Source organism: Pseudomonas sp. QL9 (assembly GCF_041409665.1).
In the GTDB taxonomy this organism is placed as follows: Bacteria; Pseudomonadota; Gammaproteobacteria; order Pseudomonadales; family Pseudomonadaceae; genus Pseudomonas; species Pseudomonas knackmussii.
The window spans coordinates 495,552-510,907 of sequence record NZ_CP166971.1; the positions used below are offsets into that span (position 1 = coordinate 495,552).

A 15,356-nucleotide genomic window follows, 5' to 3' on the forward strand; every position below is an offset into this window, starting at 1 on the left:
CGAAGCCTGGCGATCAGCGCTTTTCGGCGACGCTGCGCAGGCCCTTCAGGGTGTTCATCGGGGCATCGACCACGAAGCTGTTGGCCAGCCAGGACGGGATGCTGCCGCCCGGCTCGGTCTGCACCTGGTAGGTCACTTCGGTCACGCCGGCGCCCTTGGGTACCAGCTTCCACTCGCCGACCAGCTTGGGCACGCGGATCTCGCCGCTGACTTCCGGAGTGAAGGTCGGCTCGCCGTTCAGGTGACGGATCATGCCGCCGTCCGGGGTCTTCTCGGTAGTCACGTGGATGACCACGTCGCGACCGGTCACGGGCCACGGCATGCTGATCTTCGAGTAGGTCCAGGAATCGGCGCCCTCGCTCTTCAGCAAGCGCATCTCGGCGCAGGCATGGATCCACTTGCAGGAGCCTTTCGCGTCATCCTGCAGGGCGTTGATGGTGGCGACGTCAGCCTTGATGTCCACCACGCCACGGTAGGCCTTGTACTTGGAGCCCGGGACAGCGCTCAGGTAGACCTTGACGCCGTCTTCGTCCTTGGCCAGTTGCCAGTCCTCGGCCAGGGCGGTGCCGCAGATGCTCATCACGGCGGCGCTCAACAGGGTCGTGCGAAGGATGCCACGCATCGTCTTTTTTCCTCTGGTTATTGTTGGTCTTCCGGGGCGCGCTCGCGGGCACGGCTCCCTTGCAAATCCGCGTTCCTGAGCGGTTTGGCAGTCAGGACGGGCGCCAGTATGGACCGAGCATTCGTGACTTCCAAGTCACGCGGCAGTGATGCGTTCCCACTCGGCCAGGAGGCGCACAGCCTCTTCGGCGCTGTCGCCACAAACTTCGGGATCGGCGCCAAAAGCCGAGCACACGGCCGGACGCTCCGGCTGGCCGAAGATCCGGCAGAAGTTGCGTTCGTCGAGTTGCACGCAGCGCATGCCGGCCGGCTTGCCATCGGGCATGCCAGGGATGGGCGTGGAGATCGACGGCGCCACGCAGCAGGCACCACAACCGGCTCGACATTGCATTGCACTGGCCTCGCGGGACCGGGAAGGAAAAGGACGCGGCGCCACCCGAGGGGTGCGCGGCGCGGAGGATAATCCCGGCGCCGGCCGTCGCCAAGGTCTGCCGGTCGCCTGGCCTTGGCGACATGGATGCCGCGCTATAGGCTGGCGCCCTTTCCCTGCGACGAGGCGCGCGCCATGCCGGTCTGGATCCAAACCGCCACCCTTCTGGTGTTCTCCAACCTGTTCATGACCTTCGCCTGGTACGGCCACCTGAAGACCCTGAACACCAAGCCGTGGATCATCGCCGCGCTGGTCAGTTGGGGCATCGCGCTTTTCGAGTACCTGCTGCAGGTACCGGCCAACCGCATCGGCTTCACGGCGCTATCGGTCGGCCAGCTGAAGATCATGCAGGAGGTCATCACCCTCGCGGTCTTCGTGCCCTTCAGCGTCTATTTCCTGCAGCAGCCGCTGAAGCTCGACTACCTGTGGGCCGGCCTGTGCATGCTGGGCGCGGTCTACTTCATCTTCCGCGCCTGACTCAGCCCTTGGCCGGCTTGAGCCGGGTGATCAGGCTGGAAGTGTCCCAGCGCCCGCCACCGGCGGCCTGCACCTCGGCATAGAACTGGTCGACCAGCGCCGTCACCGGCAACTGCGCGCCGTTGTGCCGCGCCTCGTCGAGGACGATGCCGAAGTCCTTGCGCATCCAGTCCACCGCGAAGCCGAAGTCGAAGCGTCCTTCCAGCATGCTCTGGTGGCGGTTCTCCATCTGCCAGGACTGCGCCGCCCCCTTGCTGATCACCTCGATGGCGGCGCCCCCGTCGAGACCTGCGCACTGGGCGAAATGCAGCGCCTCGGACAGCCCCTGGAGCAGCCCGCCGATGCAGATCTGGTTGACCATCTTGGTCAACTGCCCAGCGCCGCTATGGCCCATCAGGCGGACCATTCGCGCATAGGCGGCGATCACCGGCTCGGCGCGATCGTAGAACGCCTGCTCGCCGCCGACCATCACCGTCAGCACGCCGTTCTCGGCGCCCGCCTGGCCGCCGGACACCGGCGCATCGAGAAAGCCCAACTCGCGCTCGGCCGCCTGCACCGCCAGTTCGCGGGCGACCTGCGCCGAAGCAGTGGTGTGGTCGACGAACACGCTGCCGGGATTCATCCCGGCGAAGGCCCCGTCGGCACCCAGCGTGACGCTGCGCAGGTCGTCGTCGTTGCCCACGCAGCACATCACGAACTCCGCGCCCATCGCGGCTTCGCGCGGGGTCGGCGCCGAGCTGCCGCCATGTTCGGCCACCCAGCGCTCGGCACGTGCCGGCGTGCGGTTGTACACGCAGACGTCATGCCCCTTGGCCTGCAGATGCCCGGCCATGGGATAGCCCATGACACCCAGTCCGATGAATGCAACCTTGGCCATTGTTCAGTGCTCCACTGCTGTCGATCGGCCAAGCCTAGCAGCCGTTTGCCGAGCCCCGGAAGCGCTTCCATACTCCTAGCCAGGGCCGTCGAGGCCCATGCCACGCGGCCCTGGCCGCCCCCTTGAGCAGATGAGCAGGCCCTATGCCCCACTGGCTGGTCATCGACCTGGAAGCCACCACCGAGGAAGGCGGCTGGCCGGTCGAGGAAATGGAGATCATCGAGATCGGCGCCACCCTGGTCGCCGAGGCCGACGGCCGCGAGCTGGACCACTTCCAGCGCTTCGTGCGACCGCAACGGCGCCCGCTGCTTACCAATTTCTGCCGCGAGCTCACTCACATCAGCCAGGCCAATGTCGACAGCGCCGCGTCGCTGCGCGAGGTGTGGCCGCAGTTCGAACGCTGGCTGGGCCAGCACCACCCCCGCCTGGCCGGCTGGGCCAGCTGGGGCGACTACGACCGCCGCCAGCTCGAACAGGAATGGCGCCAGCACCGCCTGGACAGCCTGCTCGCCCGCGTGCCGCACGTGAACCTCAAGCAGCGCTTCGCCGAGGCTCGTCAGCTCAAGCGCCAGGTCGGCCTTAACGCCGCACTGCAACTGGCCGGCCTGCACTTCCAGGGCCAGCAGCACCGTGCCCTGGAAGACGCCCGCAACACCGCCCGCCTGCTGCCGCTGGCGCTCTGATCCGCCTCTAGTGACGCTGCCCCCGGGCTTGGGCATACTGGCGTCCCTTTTTTCCCTTCCCCATCCCCCCTTGCAGGAGAAGCCCATGTTCAAGGTCAACGAGTACTTCGACGGCACCGTCAAATCCATCGCCTTCGACATGACCGCCGGCCCGGCCACCATCGGCGTCATGGCCGCCGGTGAATACGAGTTCGGCACCAGCCAGCTGGAGATCATGCACGTGGTCGCTGGCGCCCTGACCGTCAAGCTGCCGGGCAGCGACGAGTGGGAAACTTTCGCTTCGGGCAGCCAGTTCACCGTGCCGGCCAACAGCAAGTTCCAGCTGAAGGTCGCCCAGGACACCGCGTACCTCTGCGAATACCGCTGAGTTCCATGGCGTCACGAAGAACCGGCCCAAGTGGCCGGTTTTTTGTTGCCTGCGCACAAGAACGGCACGGGATCGTTCGCGTTCCAGCGCCGCTTATGTGTGTTCGGATGTCTTCTGTTTCGCCCCCTCGGGCGACCTACTTTGTCAAACGACACAAAGTAGGCAAAAGTCTTTGCCCCGCCATACGGGTCCGGCGGAGCCGGACTACCCTCACGAACTCCCCCGCATCGGGGCCCGCCCCGAGGGTACGTCCCTGCAGCCCGCGGGGCTCTCGCGACATCCATGTCGCTCAACCTCCTCAGCGCAGGTTTCGCTCGGCCTCCTGAAAGGGCGTTCGGTGCGTGCGGATATTTCTCTGGAAGTCCAAGAGCGTGGGCGACGCTGCTTTTGGTAGGTGCAGCCCGGTAAGCGATTTTGGGCGAAGCAGCGTTCGCAGTTATGCGCCGCCCAGTTTCTGTAACCGCTGCTGGGTCGCGCTGGGCGTTTCGTCGAACTGCTTGCGGTAGTCGCCGGCGAAGCGGCTCAGGTGGGTGAAGCCCCAGCCCAGGGCGATTTCCGAGATGCTGCGGCGCCCGTTCGTGGCGAGGATTTCCTCGCGCACGCCCTGCAGGCGGTAAGCCTTGAGGTAGGCCATGGGCGAGCTGCCGAAGTGCTTGCGGAAGCCGTCGAACAGCTTGAAGCGCGAGACCCCGGCGGCCTGCTCCAGGTCGTCCAGGCTCAGCTCCTCGCGGGCGTGGGCCTGGAGGAAGTCGCGGGCGCGCAGCAGGTAGTGTGGCAATCGCTCGGCCAGGCAGCGGCGCAGTTCCTCGCTGTAGTTGTTCGGCTGGGCGAGGATCAGGCCCTTGATCAGCGCTCTTTCGAGGTCGCGGCTGAAGAACACCTGGCCGAACAGGTCGCTGTTCTCCAGTTCCTCGTTGCAGTGGCGGACCATCCGCCACCAGGACGCCGAGGCGCCCTGCAGCGCGTCCATCTCCTGCTCGAACTCCAGCGGGCGTTCCGCCGGGCGCTGGAGCATTTCCTCCAGGGTCTTGCGCATGGCCAGGCGCGAGATCACCACCTGCAGCTTGCGGCAGTCGCCGGTGATGCACAGCTCCTGGCTCTGGTTCGGCGAGACGATCACGCCCTTGCCGCTGTCCGAATGCAGCTGCCGGCCGGCGATGGTCAGCTCCTGCTCGCCACTCAGCGGCAGGCTCAGGCTGTAGCTGTTGAAGTGCTCGGCGTCGACGATGCCGATGGTCACGTCGGTGCCGTACTCGATGCAGCCGAGGGTGGTGGACATGCCCTTGAGCACGCTGCCGCTGTGCTGGAAGTTCACGCTGCCCGGATACCCGGCATCGAGCCGGTGCGGCCCGCAGATGTTCGACATCCACGAGCGCGCGGCGGCGAGGTCCAGGTGGTCGGCATGGATGTCACGGAAATGTCCGCGGTTCTTCGGGTTCATCGCTCGGCACTCACGGCTGTTGGTCGGCGCTCTGTCGGCGCTTGCGGCTTCATGCAGCAAGTCCCGTACCCCACTGCCGATGATGCCCCGATATCCGCATTTTTCGGATAGCGATGGACAACTTTCCGGACAGGCGACACCTCCACGCCGCGCCTTCCTGCCCTGCCCGGCGCCCTCCGCGAACGCCACGCGCCCCGTGGCTGGGCAGCTTCTACCCAGCGCGCCCCTTGGCTGTTACCGGCCCGTCGATTTTGCGGATCGTCTTCGCCCACTAAGCGGATAGCCCGCCAGCGCGCCGCGGCCTGAAATGGAGCCACCGATCCGCCCGATGGGACAACAACAATGAACCTTCCAAACAAGAGCCTCGTGCAATGGCAGGACTACATCCGTAGCTGCCTCGACTTCCGCCCGGTCGAGGGCGTCTACCGCATCGCCCGCGACATGTTCACCGAGCCGGAACTGTTCGACCTGGAGATGGAGCTGATCTTCGAGAAGCAGTGGATCTACGCCTGCCACGAAAGCGAGATCGCCAACCCCAACGACTTCATCACGATGCGCGCCGGGCGCCAGCCGATGATCATCAGCCGCGACGGCAACGGCGAGCTGCACGCCCTGGTCAACGCCTGCCAGCACCGCGGCGCCACACTCACCCGCGTGTGCAAGGGCAACCAGTCCACCTTCACCTGCCCGTTCCACGCCTGGTGCTACAAGAGCGACGGGCGCCTGGTGAAGGTCAAGGCGCCGGGCGAGTACCCGGCCGACTTCGACAAGTCCGCGCGCGGCCTGCGCAAGGCGCGCATCGCCAGCTACAAGGGCTTCGTCTTCATCAGCCTGGACGTCGCCGCCACCGACTCGCTGGAAGACTTCCTCGGCGACGCCAGGGTGTTCTTCGACATGATGGTCGCCCAGTCGCCGACCGGTGAGCTGGAAGTGCTGCCGGGCCGCTCGAGCTACACCTTCGAGGGCAACTGGAAGCTACAGAACGAGAACGGCCTGGACGGCTATCACGTCAGCACCGTGCACTACAACTACGTGGCCACCGTGCAGCACCGCCAGCAGGTCAACGTCGACAACGGCACCGCCAGCAACACCCTCGACTACAGCAAGCTCGGCGCCGGCGACGCGCAGACCGACGACGGCTGGTTCTCCTTCGCCAACGGCCATAGCGTGCTGTTCAGCGACATGCCCAACCCGAGCGTGCGCCCCGGCTACGCCAGCGTCATGCCGCGCCTGGTCGAGGAGCACGGCCAGGCCAAGGCCGAGTGGATGATGCACCGCCTGCGCAACCTGAACATCTACCCCAGCCTGTTCTTCATGGACCAGATCAGCTCGCAGCTGCGCATCGTCCGCCCGGTGGCCTGGAACAAGACCGAGATCATCAGCCAGTGCATCGGCGTGAAGGGCGAGTCGGACCACGACCGCGAGAACCGCATCCGCCAGTTCGAAGACTTCTTCAACGTCTCGGGCATGGGCACGCCCGACGACCTGGTCGAGTTCCGCGAGCAACAACGTGGCTTCCAGGGTCGCCTGGAGCGCTGGAGCGACATCTCCCGCGGCCACGGAAAGTGGGTCGAGGGTGCGACGCCGAACAGCGAAACCCTGGGCATCGCCCCGCTGCTCACCGGCACCGAGATCACCCACGAAGGCCTCTACGTCAACCAGCACGCCCACTGGCAGCGCTTCCTCCTCGACGGCCTGGAGCGCAAGGCACTGCAACTGAAGGAGGTGCAGGCATGAGCACGCCACTGCAACAGCGCATCGAACAGTTCCTCTACCGCAACGCCGAGCTCTGCGACGCCCAGGACTGGGACGCCTACCTCGACATGTTCAGCGAAGACAGCGAGTACCACGTCCCGCAGTGGGAGTCCGAGCACGTCTACACCACCGATCCGAAGCGCGGCATGTCGCTGATCTACTACGCCAACCGCACCGGCCTGGAAGACCGCGTGTTCCGCATCCGTACCGGCAAGGCTGCCTCGACCATCCCGATGCCGCGCACCCAGCACAACATCGCCAACGTCCGCGTCCGCGAACTGGACGGTGGCGAGCTGGAGGTCCGCGCCAACTGGCACACGCTGTTCTACCGCCTGAACAGCGCCGGGCAATTCTTCGGCCACGCCACCTACCGCCTGCGCCCGCACGGCGACAGCTGGAAGATCGCACGCAAGCACGTCCTGCTGCTCAACGACTGCATCGACTCGGTGCTCGACTTCTACCACCTGTGAGCCGGAGGCCCGCCATGAACCACAAGGTCGCTTTCAGCTTCGCCGACGGCAAGACGCTGTTCATCCCGGTGCAGGCCAACGAACTGCTGCTCGATGCCGCCCTGCGCAACGGCATCAAGATTCCCCTGGATTGTCGCGAAGGCGTCTGCGGCACCTGCATGGGCCGCTGCGAGTCAGGCAGCTACCAGATGGACTACGCCGACGAGGAAACCCTGTCGCCGGAAGACCTGGCCCAGCGCAAGGTCCTCGCCTGCCAGACCCGCGTGCAGTCCGACGCCTCCTTCTACTTCGACTACGACTCCAGCCTGTGCAGCGCCGCCGGGCCGAGCACCCGCCATGGCGTGGTGACGGCCGTCGAACAGGTCTCGTCGAGCACCGCCATCCTGCACCTGGACGCCGGCGGCGAAGCCGGCCAGCTCGACTACCTGCCCGGCCAGTACGCACGCCTGCACGTGCCCGGCACGGACGCGGTGCGCGCCTACTCCTTCGCCAACCGGCCGAACGCCCGCAACCAGCTGCAGTTCCTCATCCGCCTGCTCCCCGACGGCGCCATGAGCAACTACATCCGCGAGCGTTGCAAGGTCGGTGACGAGATCCGCTTCGAGGCGCCGCTGGGCACCTTCTACCTGCGCCACGTCGAACGCCCGTTGCTGCTGGTGGCCGGCGGCACCGGGCTGTCGGCCTTCCTCGGCATGCTCGACGAGCTGGCCGACGCCGGCGGTTGCGGCCAGCCGGTGCACCTCTACTACGGCGTACGCCAAGCCGCCGACCTCTGCGAGCAGGAACGCATCGCCGCCTACGCCGAACGCATCCCGGGCTTGCGTTTCACCCCGGTCGTCAGCGACGACGGCCAGTGGGAAGGCAAGCACGGCTATGTCACCGAGCACTTCGACGCCGGCGAACTGAGCGAAGCACCCTTCGACATGTACCTCTGTGGCCCGCCGCCGATGGTCGAGTCGGTCAAGGACTGGCTGCAGCAACAGGGCCTGGAACACGGCCGGCTGTACCTGGAGAAGTTCACCCAGAGCAATGCCTGAAGCGGCAGCGTGCCGCTTTTTGTAGGAGCGAGCTTGCTCGCGAACCTGCTTGTTGCCCCTGTGACCGGCAAAGCGTTCGCGAGCAAGCTCGCTCCTACAGGTTTCGTCCCGCCTCAGAACAGCTTCCAGGTGTAGTTGAACACCAGGCGGTTCTCGTCGATGTCGGTGCGGTAGTTCGACCGCGCCATGGCATTACGCACGCGCACATTGAGCCCCGCCAGCGGGCCGCTCTGCACCGTATAGCCGAGGTCGATGTCGCGCTCGCGGTCCTTGCCCTCGAAGCCCTGGCCGGTGTTGACGTTGTCACCGTCGATGTAGCGCACCGTACTGACCAGCCCCGGCACGCCAAGGGCTGCGAAGTCGTAGTCGTAGCGCAGCTGCCACGAGCGCTCGTCGGTGGACGCGAACTCGTAGGTCGGCACCTCGTTGCCCAGCGGCGCGATGTTGGCGAACACGCGGGGGAAGGCGCTGTCGCCGTACATGCCCTGGTAGCCGACGTAGACCGTGTGCCCGCCATGCTTGGCCGAGACCAGCGAGAAGAACGCGCGGTTGTCGATCTTGCCCAGCAGCTTCTTGCCGTCTTCGTTGGCGTCGAAATAGCCGAGGTTGGCGCCCAGCACCCAGTCGCCACCGATGGGCTGGCTGTGCTTCAAGCCAATGAAACGCTGCTCATAGATGTCCTCCAGTTGGCCGTACCAGAGGCTCACGCGGGTGCGCTTGGCGTTGAAGTCGTAGTCGCCGCCGGCGTAGTTGAAGGCGTCGCTCTGCGCCTGGCGCTGCGGCTGGTAGCCGAGCATGGCGATCATCTTCTCGTCGCCGCCCTCGTTGCGCAGGTGCGTCGAGGTCAGGTGGCCGGCCTGCAGGGTCAGCCCGGGAATTTCGCTGGAGGTCAGCGCCGTGCCCTGGTAGCTCGGCGGCAGCAGGCGGATGTCGCTGAAGGCCAGTACCGGCAGGTTGGGTTGCAGCTCGCCGACTTTCAGCTCGGTCCTGGAATACTTCATCTTGCCGGCCAGGCCGAGGCGCCCATAGTCGTCGGCGGCCCTGCCATCGCCGCCCACCGGCAGCAGGCCGGTGTTGGTGCGGTCGGGGCTGCTGTCGAGCTTCAGTCCCAGCACGCCGATGGCGTCCACGCCGAAGCCCACCGGCCCCGGCGTGTAGCCCGAGGCGAAGTTGAGAATGAAGCCCTGGGCCCACTCCTGCGCTTTCGACTGTTTGTTCGGCCCGACGATGTCGGAGAAGTCGCGGCTGAAGTAGTAGTTGCGCGCCTGCAGGGTGGCGCTGGAACCCTCGATCAGACCTTCACCGGCGCACGCCGGCTGGGTAACGGCCACGCCGATGCCCAGCGCGACGGCGGTCACGCATCCACGATTGCTCATATGGTTTCTCTTGTTCTTATTGGATAAGCGATCCCCTGCCAGACGACCGGAGGGCCGCGGCCTAGCGCTGTGCGGGGATAGTCGATTGGGGCGGCGGGGACTTCTGGCGCTTCCGCTTCAATGCACCAGAGCGGTCCGGCTTCCGTCGCCGTGTTGCCTTGGGCGAGGCACCTCGGCCCGGTGCTCGCTTGCACTTGCTCTTGGCGCCGCCTCGTTCAGGCGCGCGACGTCGGAACGGATGTGAGGGCATGGCTTCGCCCTGCCGGGGATCGGCCAGGAACGAGGCTCAGGGGAGACACGCGGTAGGAGCGGACCTTGTCCGCGATAGCCGGGGGTTCCGGCGCGATTCGCGGATGAGATCCGCTCCTACGAAAGAAGTGCCGCGGCGCGCTTGCGCCGCGGCGTTGGATCAGGCGCCTTGCACCTGCAGTGCGCGCGGACGGTTGCTGCGCTGCTCGTCTTCGGCGGCGACCGCCTTTTGCAGCTGGAAGCTGAATTCCAGCTCGGCGATGCGGCCATCGATGCCGCGTGCAGCGCCTTCGCCAAACTTCACTTCACCGACCAGGCCATCGCGGGTCGCATAGGCGAAGTCGTCCCACAGGTACTTGTCGCCGGACAGGTTGATCTGGGTGGTCAGGTGACGGTAGCCCGGGGCGGAGATGAAGAAGTGCACGTGCGCCGGACGCTGGCCGTGGCGGCCGAGCTGGTTCAGGCACTCCTGGGTCGGGCCCTGCGGGTTGCAGCCGTAGCCGGACGGCACGATGCTGCGGGCGCGGTAGCGACCCTCGGCATCGGTGACGATGCGGCGACGCAGGTTGTACTCGGACTGGCTCTTGTCGAAGTAGGAGTAGTTGCCCTTGGTGTTGGCGTGCCACAGGTCGACGGTGGCGCCGACGATCGGCTTGCCGTCCAGGTCCAGCACCTGGCCTTCGAGGAACATCACGGTGGCGACACCGTCTTCGCTGCCATCGTCCATCCGCACCTCGCCCTGGGCGATGGGCGCGCCGGCCACGTACAGCGGGCCTTCGATGGTGCGCGGGGTGCCGCCGGTCTTGCCGATCTCGGCATCCTTGGCTTCGTTGAGCAGGTCGAGGAAGTGCTCGATGCCCAGGCCCGGCACCAGCAGGCCGGCTTCACTGCTCGCACCCAGGCGGTTCAGGTAGTCGATGGCGGTCCAGAACTCGTCATCGGTGATTTCCAGGTCTTCGATCAGCCGGGCGGTGTCCTGCAATACGCGCAGCACGATCTGCTTCAGGCGCGGGTTGCCGTCGTCGTTGCCGTAGCCGGCGGCCTGTTCGAAGAACTTCTGGATTTCAGCAGTCTGGGAAATTTTCACGGTCATGGCGTTCACCTCATCTTGTTCTTGTACAAGGAATCTATGGGAGGTTCAGGGTTCAACGATCATCGGCATGGATCGACGAGGGATGGCGGCAGAGCCCGTCGATCTCGATATCCATGTAGGGGAACAGCGGCAGCTGCATCAGGGTGTCGTGCAGTTCCTCGACGCTGGCGAGGTCGAACACGCTGAAGTTGGCGTAATGCCCAGCGATGCGCCATAGGTGTCGCCACTTACCCTCGCGCTGCAGGCGCTGGGCCAGTTCCTTCTCGTCGGCCTTGAGTTGCGCGGCCTTGGCCGGGTCCATGTCGACGGGCAGTTTCACCGTCATCTTCACGTGGAAGAGCATCGAAGTTCTCCTCTTGCGGCAGGTATCAGGGGCGGCGGAAGCGCTTGACGCGCTCCTCGTCCAGGGTCAGGCCGAGGCCGGGCAGGTTCGGCACCATCAGTTGGAAGTCGCGGTAGACCGGCGCCTGGGTAACGATTTCTTCGGTCAGCAGCAGCGGGCCGAACAGTTCGGTGTGCCAGGTCAGCTGCTTCAGGGTCAGGAAGGCGTGGGCCGAGGCCAGGGTGCCGACGGCGCCTTCGAGCATGGTCCCGCCGTACAGGGCGATGCCGGCGGCCTCGGCGATCTGCGCGGTGCGCAGCACGGCACGCGGGCCACCGTTCTTGGCGATCTTCAGGGCGAAGATGCTGGCGGCGCCGTCGGCGGCCAGGCTGAAGGCGTCCTCGACGCTCTCGATGGATTCGTCGGCCATGATCGGCGCCGGGCTGCGCTGGTTCAGGCGTACCTGGCCGGAGCGGTTGATCCGCGAGATGGGCTGTTCGATCAGGTCGATGCCGTTCTCGCCGAGCACCTGGCAACCGCGGATGGCCTGGGACTCGTCCCAGTACTGGTTGACGTCGACACGCACGCTGGCGCGGTCGCCCAGGGCCTTCTTGATCGCCACCACGTGCTTGAGATCCTGCTCCAGCGGGTTGGCGCCGATTTTCAGCTTGAAGATGCGGTGGCGGCGCAAGTCGAGCATGCGCTCGGCCTCTTCGATGTCCCGGGCGGTGTCGCCGCTGGCCAGGGTCCAGGCCACTTCCAGGCTGTCGCGCACACGGCCGCCGAGCAGTTCGCTGACCGCAAGACCGAGGCGCTTGCCCTGGGCGTCGAGCAGCGCGGTTTCCACCGCCGAGCGGGCGAAGGTGTTGCCCTTGATGGCCTTGTCCAGGCGCTGCATGGCAGCGTTGATGTTGCTGGCGTCCTGGCCGATCAGCAGGGGCGCGAAATGCGCGTCCAGGTTGGCCTTGATGCTTTCCGGGCTCTCGTTGCCGTAGGCCAGGCCGCCGATGGTGGTGGCCTCGCCGAGGCCCTCGATGCCGTCGCTGCAGCGCAGGCGCAGGATCACCAGGGTCTGCTTCTGCATGGTGTGCATCGCCAGCTTGTGCGGACGGATGGTCGGCAGGTCGACGATGATCGCCTCTAGGCTTTCGATCAGGACTTGGGTCATGTCAGGTTCCATTCACGCGGGGCTTGTTCCGGAGGACCTTCCGCCGCCTGCGGCCGATACCTTCCGGGTCTGTTCTTGTCTGACGAAGGATTGCGCCAGCGTATGTATTGAGTCCAATATCATTGCCCTCTCATTCCATACTCTGGAGGTATCATGGAGCTTCGCCATCTGCGGTACTTCCAGGCGGTCGCGGAAACCCTCAACTTCACCCGCGCCGCCGAGCGCCTGCACATCGCCCAGCCACCGCTGAGCCGGCAGATCCAGCAGCTGGAAGAGCTGCTCGGCGTCGAGCTGCTGGAGCGCGGCCGGCCGCTGCGCCTGACCGAGGCCGGGCGCTTCTTCTACGAGCAGAGCGGCACCCTGCTCAAACAGCTGGAGAACATCTGCGACAACACCCGGCGCATCGGCCTCGGCCAGCGCCAGTGGCTGGGCATCGGCTTCGCCCCTTCCACTCTTTATGCGGTGCTGCCCGAACTGATCCGCGAACTGCGCGCCGACAGCGAACTCGAACTGGGCCTGCAGGAAATGACCACCCTGCAGCAGGTCGAGGCGCTGAAGGCCGGGCGCATCGACATCGGCTTCGGCCGCATCCGCATCGACGACCCGGCGATCCACCAGCAAGTCCTGCGCGAGGACCCGCTGGTGGCCGTGCTGCCCACCGGGCACCCTTTGCTGGGCGCACCGGTCAGCCTTGAGCAACTGTCCCGCGAGCCCTTCATTCTGTACCCGGCCAATCCGCGGCCGAGCTATGCCGACCACGTGCTGGCGCTGTTCGCCAACCACGGCCTGAGCATCCGCGTGGCGCAGTGGAGCAACGAGCTGCAGACCGCCATCGGCCTGGTCGCCGCCGGCCTGGGCGTGGCGCTGGTGCCGGCTTCGGTGCAACAGCAGCATCGTCCGGATATCGGCTACACAAGCCTTCTTGAACCCGAGGCGGTATCGCCCATCGTGCTCAGCCGCCGCGCCGGCGACGTCAGCGCCATGGTCCAGCGCTGCCTGGCGCTGATCGACCAGGTAAACCGCTGACACGGTCGCGTTCCTCAGCCCAGGTCGCCGCCACCCACCGGCAGCGTCACGCCGGTGATGTAGCTGGCGTCGTCGGAAGCCAGGAAGAGGATCGCCCCGGCCTGTTCGTCGATGGTCCCGTAGCGCTTCATCAGGCTGCTCTGCACGGTCTGGTCGACGATCTGCTGGTACCAGACCTTCTCTTCAGGACTCTGCTCGGCAGCGTTGCGCGGGATGCGCCGGGGCGGCGCCTCGGTGCCGCCGGGTGCAGTGGCGTTGACGCGGATGCCGCGCTCGGCGGTCTCGAAGGCCAGGCATGCGGTGAGTGCATTCACACCGCCCTTGGCCGCGCCATAAGGCACGCGATTGACCCCGCGGGTAGCGACTGAGGAGACGTTGACGATGGCGCCCGCACCTTGCTCCAGCATCGGCACCAGCGCGGCGCGGCAGCACCACAGCGTGGGGAACAGCGAGCGGCGCACTTCCGCCTCGATCTCGTGCTCGGCGTAGTGCTCGAACGGCTTGGCCCAGATGGTGCCGCCGACGTTGTTGACCAGGATGTCCAGGCGGCCGAATCGGGTCACGCCTTCGTGGACCACACGCTGGGCCTCGGCGAACTGCTCGAGGTCGGCGGTGAGGGTCAGCACCTCGCCGCGCTGGCCCAGTTCGTCCTGCAGTTCGTGGACCAGATCGGAGCGGTCGACAGCGACCAGGCGCGCCCCTTCGGCGACCAGGCGCTCGGCGACGCGGCGGCCGATGCCCTGGGCGGCGCCGGTGACGAGGGCGACTTTGTGGGTGAATCTGTTCATGACTACCTCACGGAATCGGGAAAGCTTTTTGTAGGAGCGCGCCATGCGCGCGATCGCGGGCATGGCCCGCTCCTACAGGGGGCTTCGATCAGCCGGCGGATAACCGTTCCGGTTATTCGTCCTACGTAACAGGACCAGCCTCCGAAGTGTGTTCAGGCCGCGCTGGCCGCGAACTTCTCGTAGTAGAAGTTCGCCGGCGTGATCCCCTGCTCGCGGATGTAGGCGCTCACCGCCTCGACCATCGGCGGCGGGCCGCACAGGTAGATGTCCACTTCGCCCTCGTTGAGGTGCTTGGGCTCGATGTGCTGGGTGACGTAGCCCTTCTGCGGATAGCTGCTTTCCGGGTTCGCCACGCAGGCGCTGTAGGTGAGGTTGGGGATGCGCGCGGCCAGGTCGGCGAGCTTGTCCATCTCCACCAGGTCGAAGTCGTTGGTCACCCCGTAGATCAGGTGCAGCGGGTGCTCGCTGCCCTGCGCGGCGATCTTCTCGAGCATCGCGGTGAAAGGCGCCAGGCCGGTTCCGCCGGCGAGCAGCAGCAGCGGACGCTTGATCTCACGGAGGTAGAAGCTGCCCAGCGGGCCGGTCAGGTTCAGGCTGTCACCGGCTTTTGCCAGGCCCGTGAGGAAGCTGCTCATCAGCCCGCCCGGCACGTTGCGGATCAGGAAGCTGACCTCGCCGTCCTTCTGCAGCGAGCTGAAGGAATAGGCGCGAGTCTGGTCGCTGCCCGGCACCTGCAGGTTGACGTACTGCCCCGGAAGGAACGCCAGCTTGCTCAGCGACTCGCCCTTGATCGACAGCGCGATGGTGCTTTCGGAGAGCTGGCGGACCGAGCTGATGGCCGCCTGGTAGCTGGCCTGCTGGGTCTTGCAGACATCGGACGAAGCCGGCACGCGCACCACGCAATCGCTCTGGGCGCGCATCTGGCAGGTCAGCACATAGCCCTGTTCGGCTTCTTCCTCGGTCAGTGCGTCTTCGATGTACTCCTGGCCCAGGTCATAGCGACCGGCCTCGGCGAAGCACTTGCAGGTGCCGCAGGCGCCGTCGCGGCAGTCCAGCGGGATGTTCACGCCCTGGCGGTAGGCCGCGTCGGCCACGGTTTCGCCGGCGTTGGCGTCGATGAAACGGGTGACGCCGTCTTCGAAGTTCAGTGCGATCGAATAGCTCATGGCTGCCACC

General features: G+C 66.1%; 17 protein-coding genes. 7 read left to right on the forward strand and 10 right to left on the reverse strand.

What is annotated here, in order from left to right:
- Nucleotides 1–13: 13 nt before the first annotated feature.
- Together ACA097_RS02330 and ACA097_RS02335 are read right to left on the reverse strand one after the other, a co-directional pair.
- Entirely contained in the window at nt 14–622 is a 609-nt protein-coding gene (locus tag ACA097_RS02330) for an START domain-containing protein (protein ID WP_371368244.1), read from the reverse strand.
- 135 nt (nt 623–757) lie between these two features.
- Nucleotides 758–1,012, reverse strand: a complete 255-nt coding sequence (locus tag ACA097_RS02335) for a YkgJ family cysteine cluster protein (RefSeq protein ID WP_371368246.1) — start codon at nt 1,010–1,012, stop codon at nt 758–760.
- Between the two features lie 174 nt (nt 1,013–1,186).
- Here ACA097_RS02335 and ACA097_RS02340 point away from each other — a divergent pair, with 174 nt between their 5' ends.
- Nucleotides 1,187–1,528 (forward strand): DMT family protein, encoded by a 342-nt coding sequence (locus ACA097_RS02340; RefSeq protein ID WP_043251456.1) that lies wholly within the window; start codon nt 1,187–1,189, stop codon nt 1,526–1,528.
- 1 nt (nt 1,529) lies between these two features.
- Here the strand turns inward: ACA097_RS02340 and ACA097_RS02345 are convergent, their stop codons facing one another.
- Nucleotides 1,530–2,405, reverse strand: a complete 876-nt coding sequence (locus ACA097_RS02345) for an NAD(P)-dependent oxidoreductase (protein WP_371368248.1) — start codon at nt 2,403–2,405, stop codon at nt 1,530–1,532.
- 143 nt (nt 2,406–2,548) lie between these two features.
- Here ACA097_RS02345 and ACA097_RS02350 point away from each other — a divergent pair, with 143 nt between their 5' ends.
- On the forward strand, nt 2,549–3,088 hold the full coding sequence (locus tag ACA097_RS02350) for an exonuclease domain-containing protein (protein ID WP_371368250.1): 540 nt from the start codon (nt 2,549–2,551) through the stop codon (nt 3,086–3,088).
- 85 nt (nt 3,089–3,173) lie between these two features.
- Complete coding sequence (locus ACA097_RS02355; RefSeq protein ID WP_371368253.1) at nt 3,174–3,455, forward strand: pyrimidine/purine nucleoside phosphorylase; 282 nt, start codon at nt 3,174–3,176, stop codon at nt 3,453–3,455.
- Nucleotides 3,456–3,891: 436 nt separating this feature from the next.
- Here the strand turns inward: ACA097_RS02355 and ACA097_RS02360 are convergent, their stop codons facing one another.
- The gene (locus ACA097_RS02360; RefSeq protein ID WP_371368255.1) at nt 3,892–4,896 is read right to left on the reverse strand and encodes an AraC family transcriptional regulator; all 1,005 of its coding nucleotides are present in this window, start codon (nt 4,894–4,896) and stop codon (nt 3,892–3,894) included.
- Between the two features lie 342 nt (nt 4,897–5,238).
- On the opposite strand from ACA097_RS02360, the gene antA reads away from it, so the two are divergent.
- Genes antA through antC form a run of 3 tightly spaced genes read left to right on the forward strand, consistent with a single transcriptional unit; the run spans nt 5,239 to nt 8,158 of the window.
- Nucleotides 5,239–6,633 (forward strand): anthranilate 1,2-dioxygenase large subunit, encoded by a 1,395-nt coding sequence (gene antA / locus ACA097_RS02365; protein ID WP_371368257.1) that lies wholly within the window; start codon nt 5,239–5,241, stop codon nt 6,631–6,633.
- Nucleotides 6,630–7,121, forward strand: coding sequence for an anthranilate 1,2-dioxygenase small subunit (gene antB / locus ACA097_RS02370; protein WP_371368260.1), 492 nt, complete (start codon nt 6,630–6,632; stop codon nt 7,119–7,121). Before antA ends, antB begins: the two co-directional genes overlap by 4 nt.
- Before the next feature lie 14 nt (nt 7,122–7,135).
- The gene (gene antC / locus ACA097_RS02375) at nt 7,136–8,158 is read left to right on the forward strand and encodes an anthranilate 1,2-dioxygenase electron transfer component AntC (RefSeq protein ID WP_371368262.1); all 1,023 of its coding nucleotides are present in this window, start codon (nt 7,136–7,138) and stop codon (nt 8,156–8,158) included.
- A gap of 113 nt (nt 8,159–8,271) precedes the next feature.
- Here antC and ACA097_RS02380 read toward each other — a convergent pair whose 3' ends face one another.
- The 4 genes from ACA097_RS02380 to ACA097_RS02395 all read right to left on the reverse strand — a co-directional run bounded on the left by ACA097_RS02380 (nt 8,272) and on the right by ACA097_RS02395 (nt 12,366).
- On the reverse strand, nt 8,272–9,534 hold the full coding sequence (locus ACA097_RS02380; RefSeq protein ID WP_371368264.1) for an OprD family porin: 1,263 nt from the start codon (nt 9,532–9,534) through the stop codon (nt 8,272–8,274).
- Nucleotides 9,535–9,943: 409 nt separating this feature from the next.
- Nucleotides 9,944–10,876 (reverse strand): catechol 1,2-dioxygenase, encoded by a 933-nt coding sequence (catA, locus tag ACA097_RS02385; protein ID WP_371368266.1) that lies wholly within the window; start codon nt 10,874–10,876, stop codon nt 9,944–9,946.
- Between the two features lie 52 nt (nt 10,877–10,928).
- On the reverse strand, nt 10,929–11,219 hold the full coding sequence (gene catC / locus ACA097_RS02390; protein WP_043251437.1) for a muconolactone Delta-isomerase: 291 nt from the start codon (nt 11,217–11,219) through the stop codon (nt 10,929–10,931).
- Between the two features lie 25 nt (nt 11,220–11,244).
- Nucleotides 11,245–12,366, reverse strand: coding sequence for a muconate cycloisomerase family protein (locus ACA097_RS02395; RefSeq protein ID WP_371368268.1), 1,122 nt, complete (start codon nt 12,364–12,366; stop codon nt 11,245–11,247).
- A gap of 153 nt (nt 12,367–12,519) precedes the next feature.
- Between ACA097_RS02395 and ACA097_RS02400 the strand changes: the two genes are divergently transcribed.
- Complete coding sequence (locus tag ACA097_RS02400; RefSeq protein WP_160286640.1) at nt 12,520–13,392, forward strand: LysR family transcriptional regulator; 873 nt, start codon at nt 12,520–12,522, stop codon at nt 13,390–13,392.
- A gap of 14 nt (nt 13,393–13,406) precedes the next feature.
- Here ACA097_RS02400 and ACA097_RS02405 read toward each other — a convergent pair whose 3' ends face one another.
- Nucleotides 13,407–14,180 (reverse strand): 1,6-dihydroxycyclohexa-2,4-diene-1-carboxylate dehydrogenase, encoded by a 774-nt coding sequence (locus tag ACA097_RS02405; RefSeq protein WP_371368271.1) that lies wholly within the window; start codon nt 14,178–14,180, stop codon nt 13,407–13,409.
- A gap of 152 nt (nt 14,181–14,332) precedes the next feature.
- The gene (gene benC / locus ACA097_RS02410) at nt 14,333–15,346 is read right to left on the reverse strand and encodes a benzoate 1,2-dioxygenase electron transfer component BenC (RefSeq protein ID WP_371368273.1); all 1,014 of its coding nucleotides are present in this window, start codon (nt 15,344–15,346) and stop codon (nt 14,333–14,335) included.
- Between the last annotated feature and the right edge of the window lie 10 nt (nt 15,347–15,356).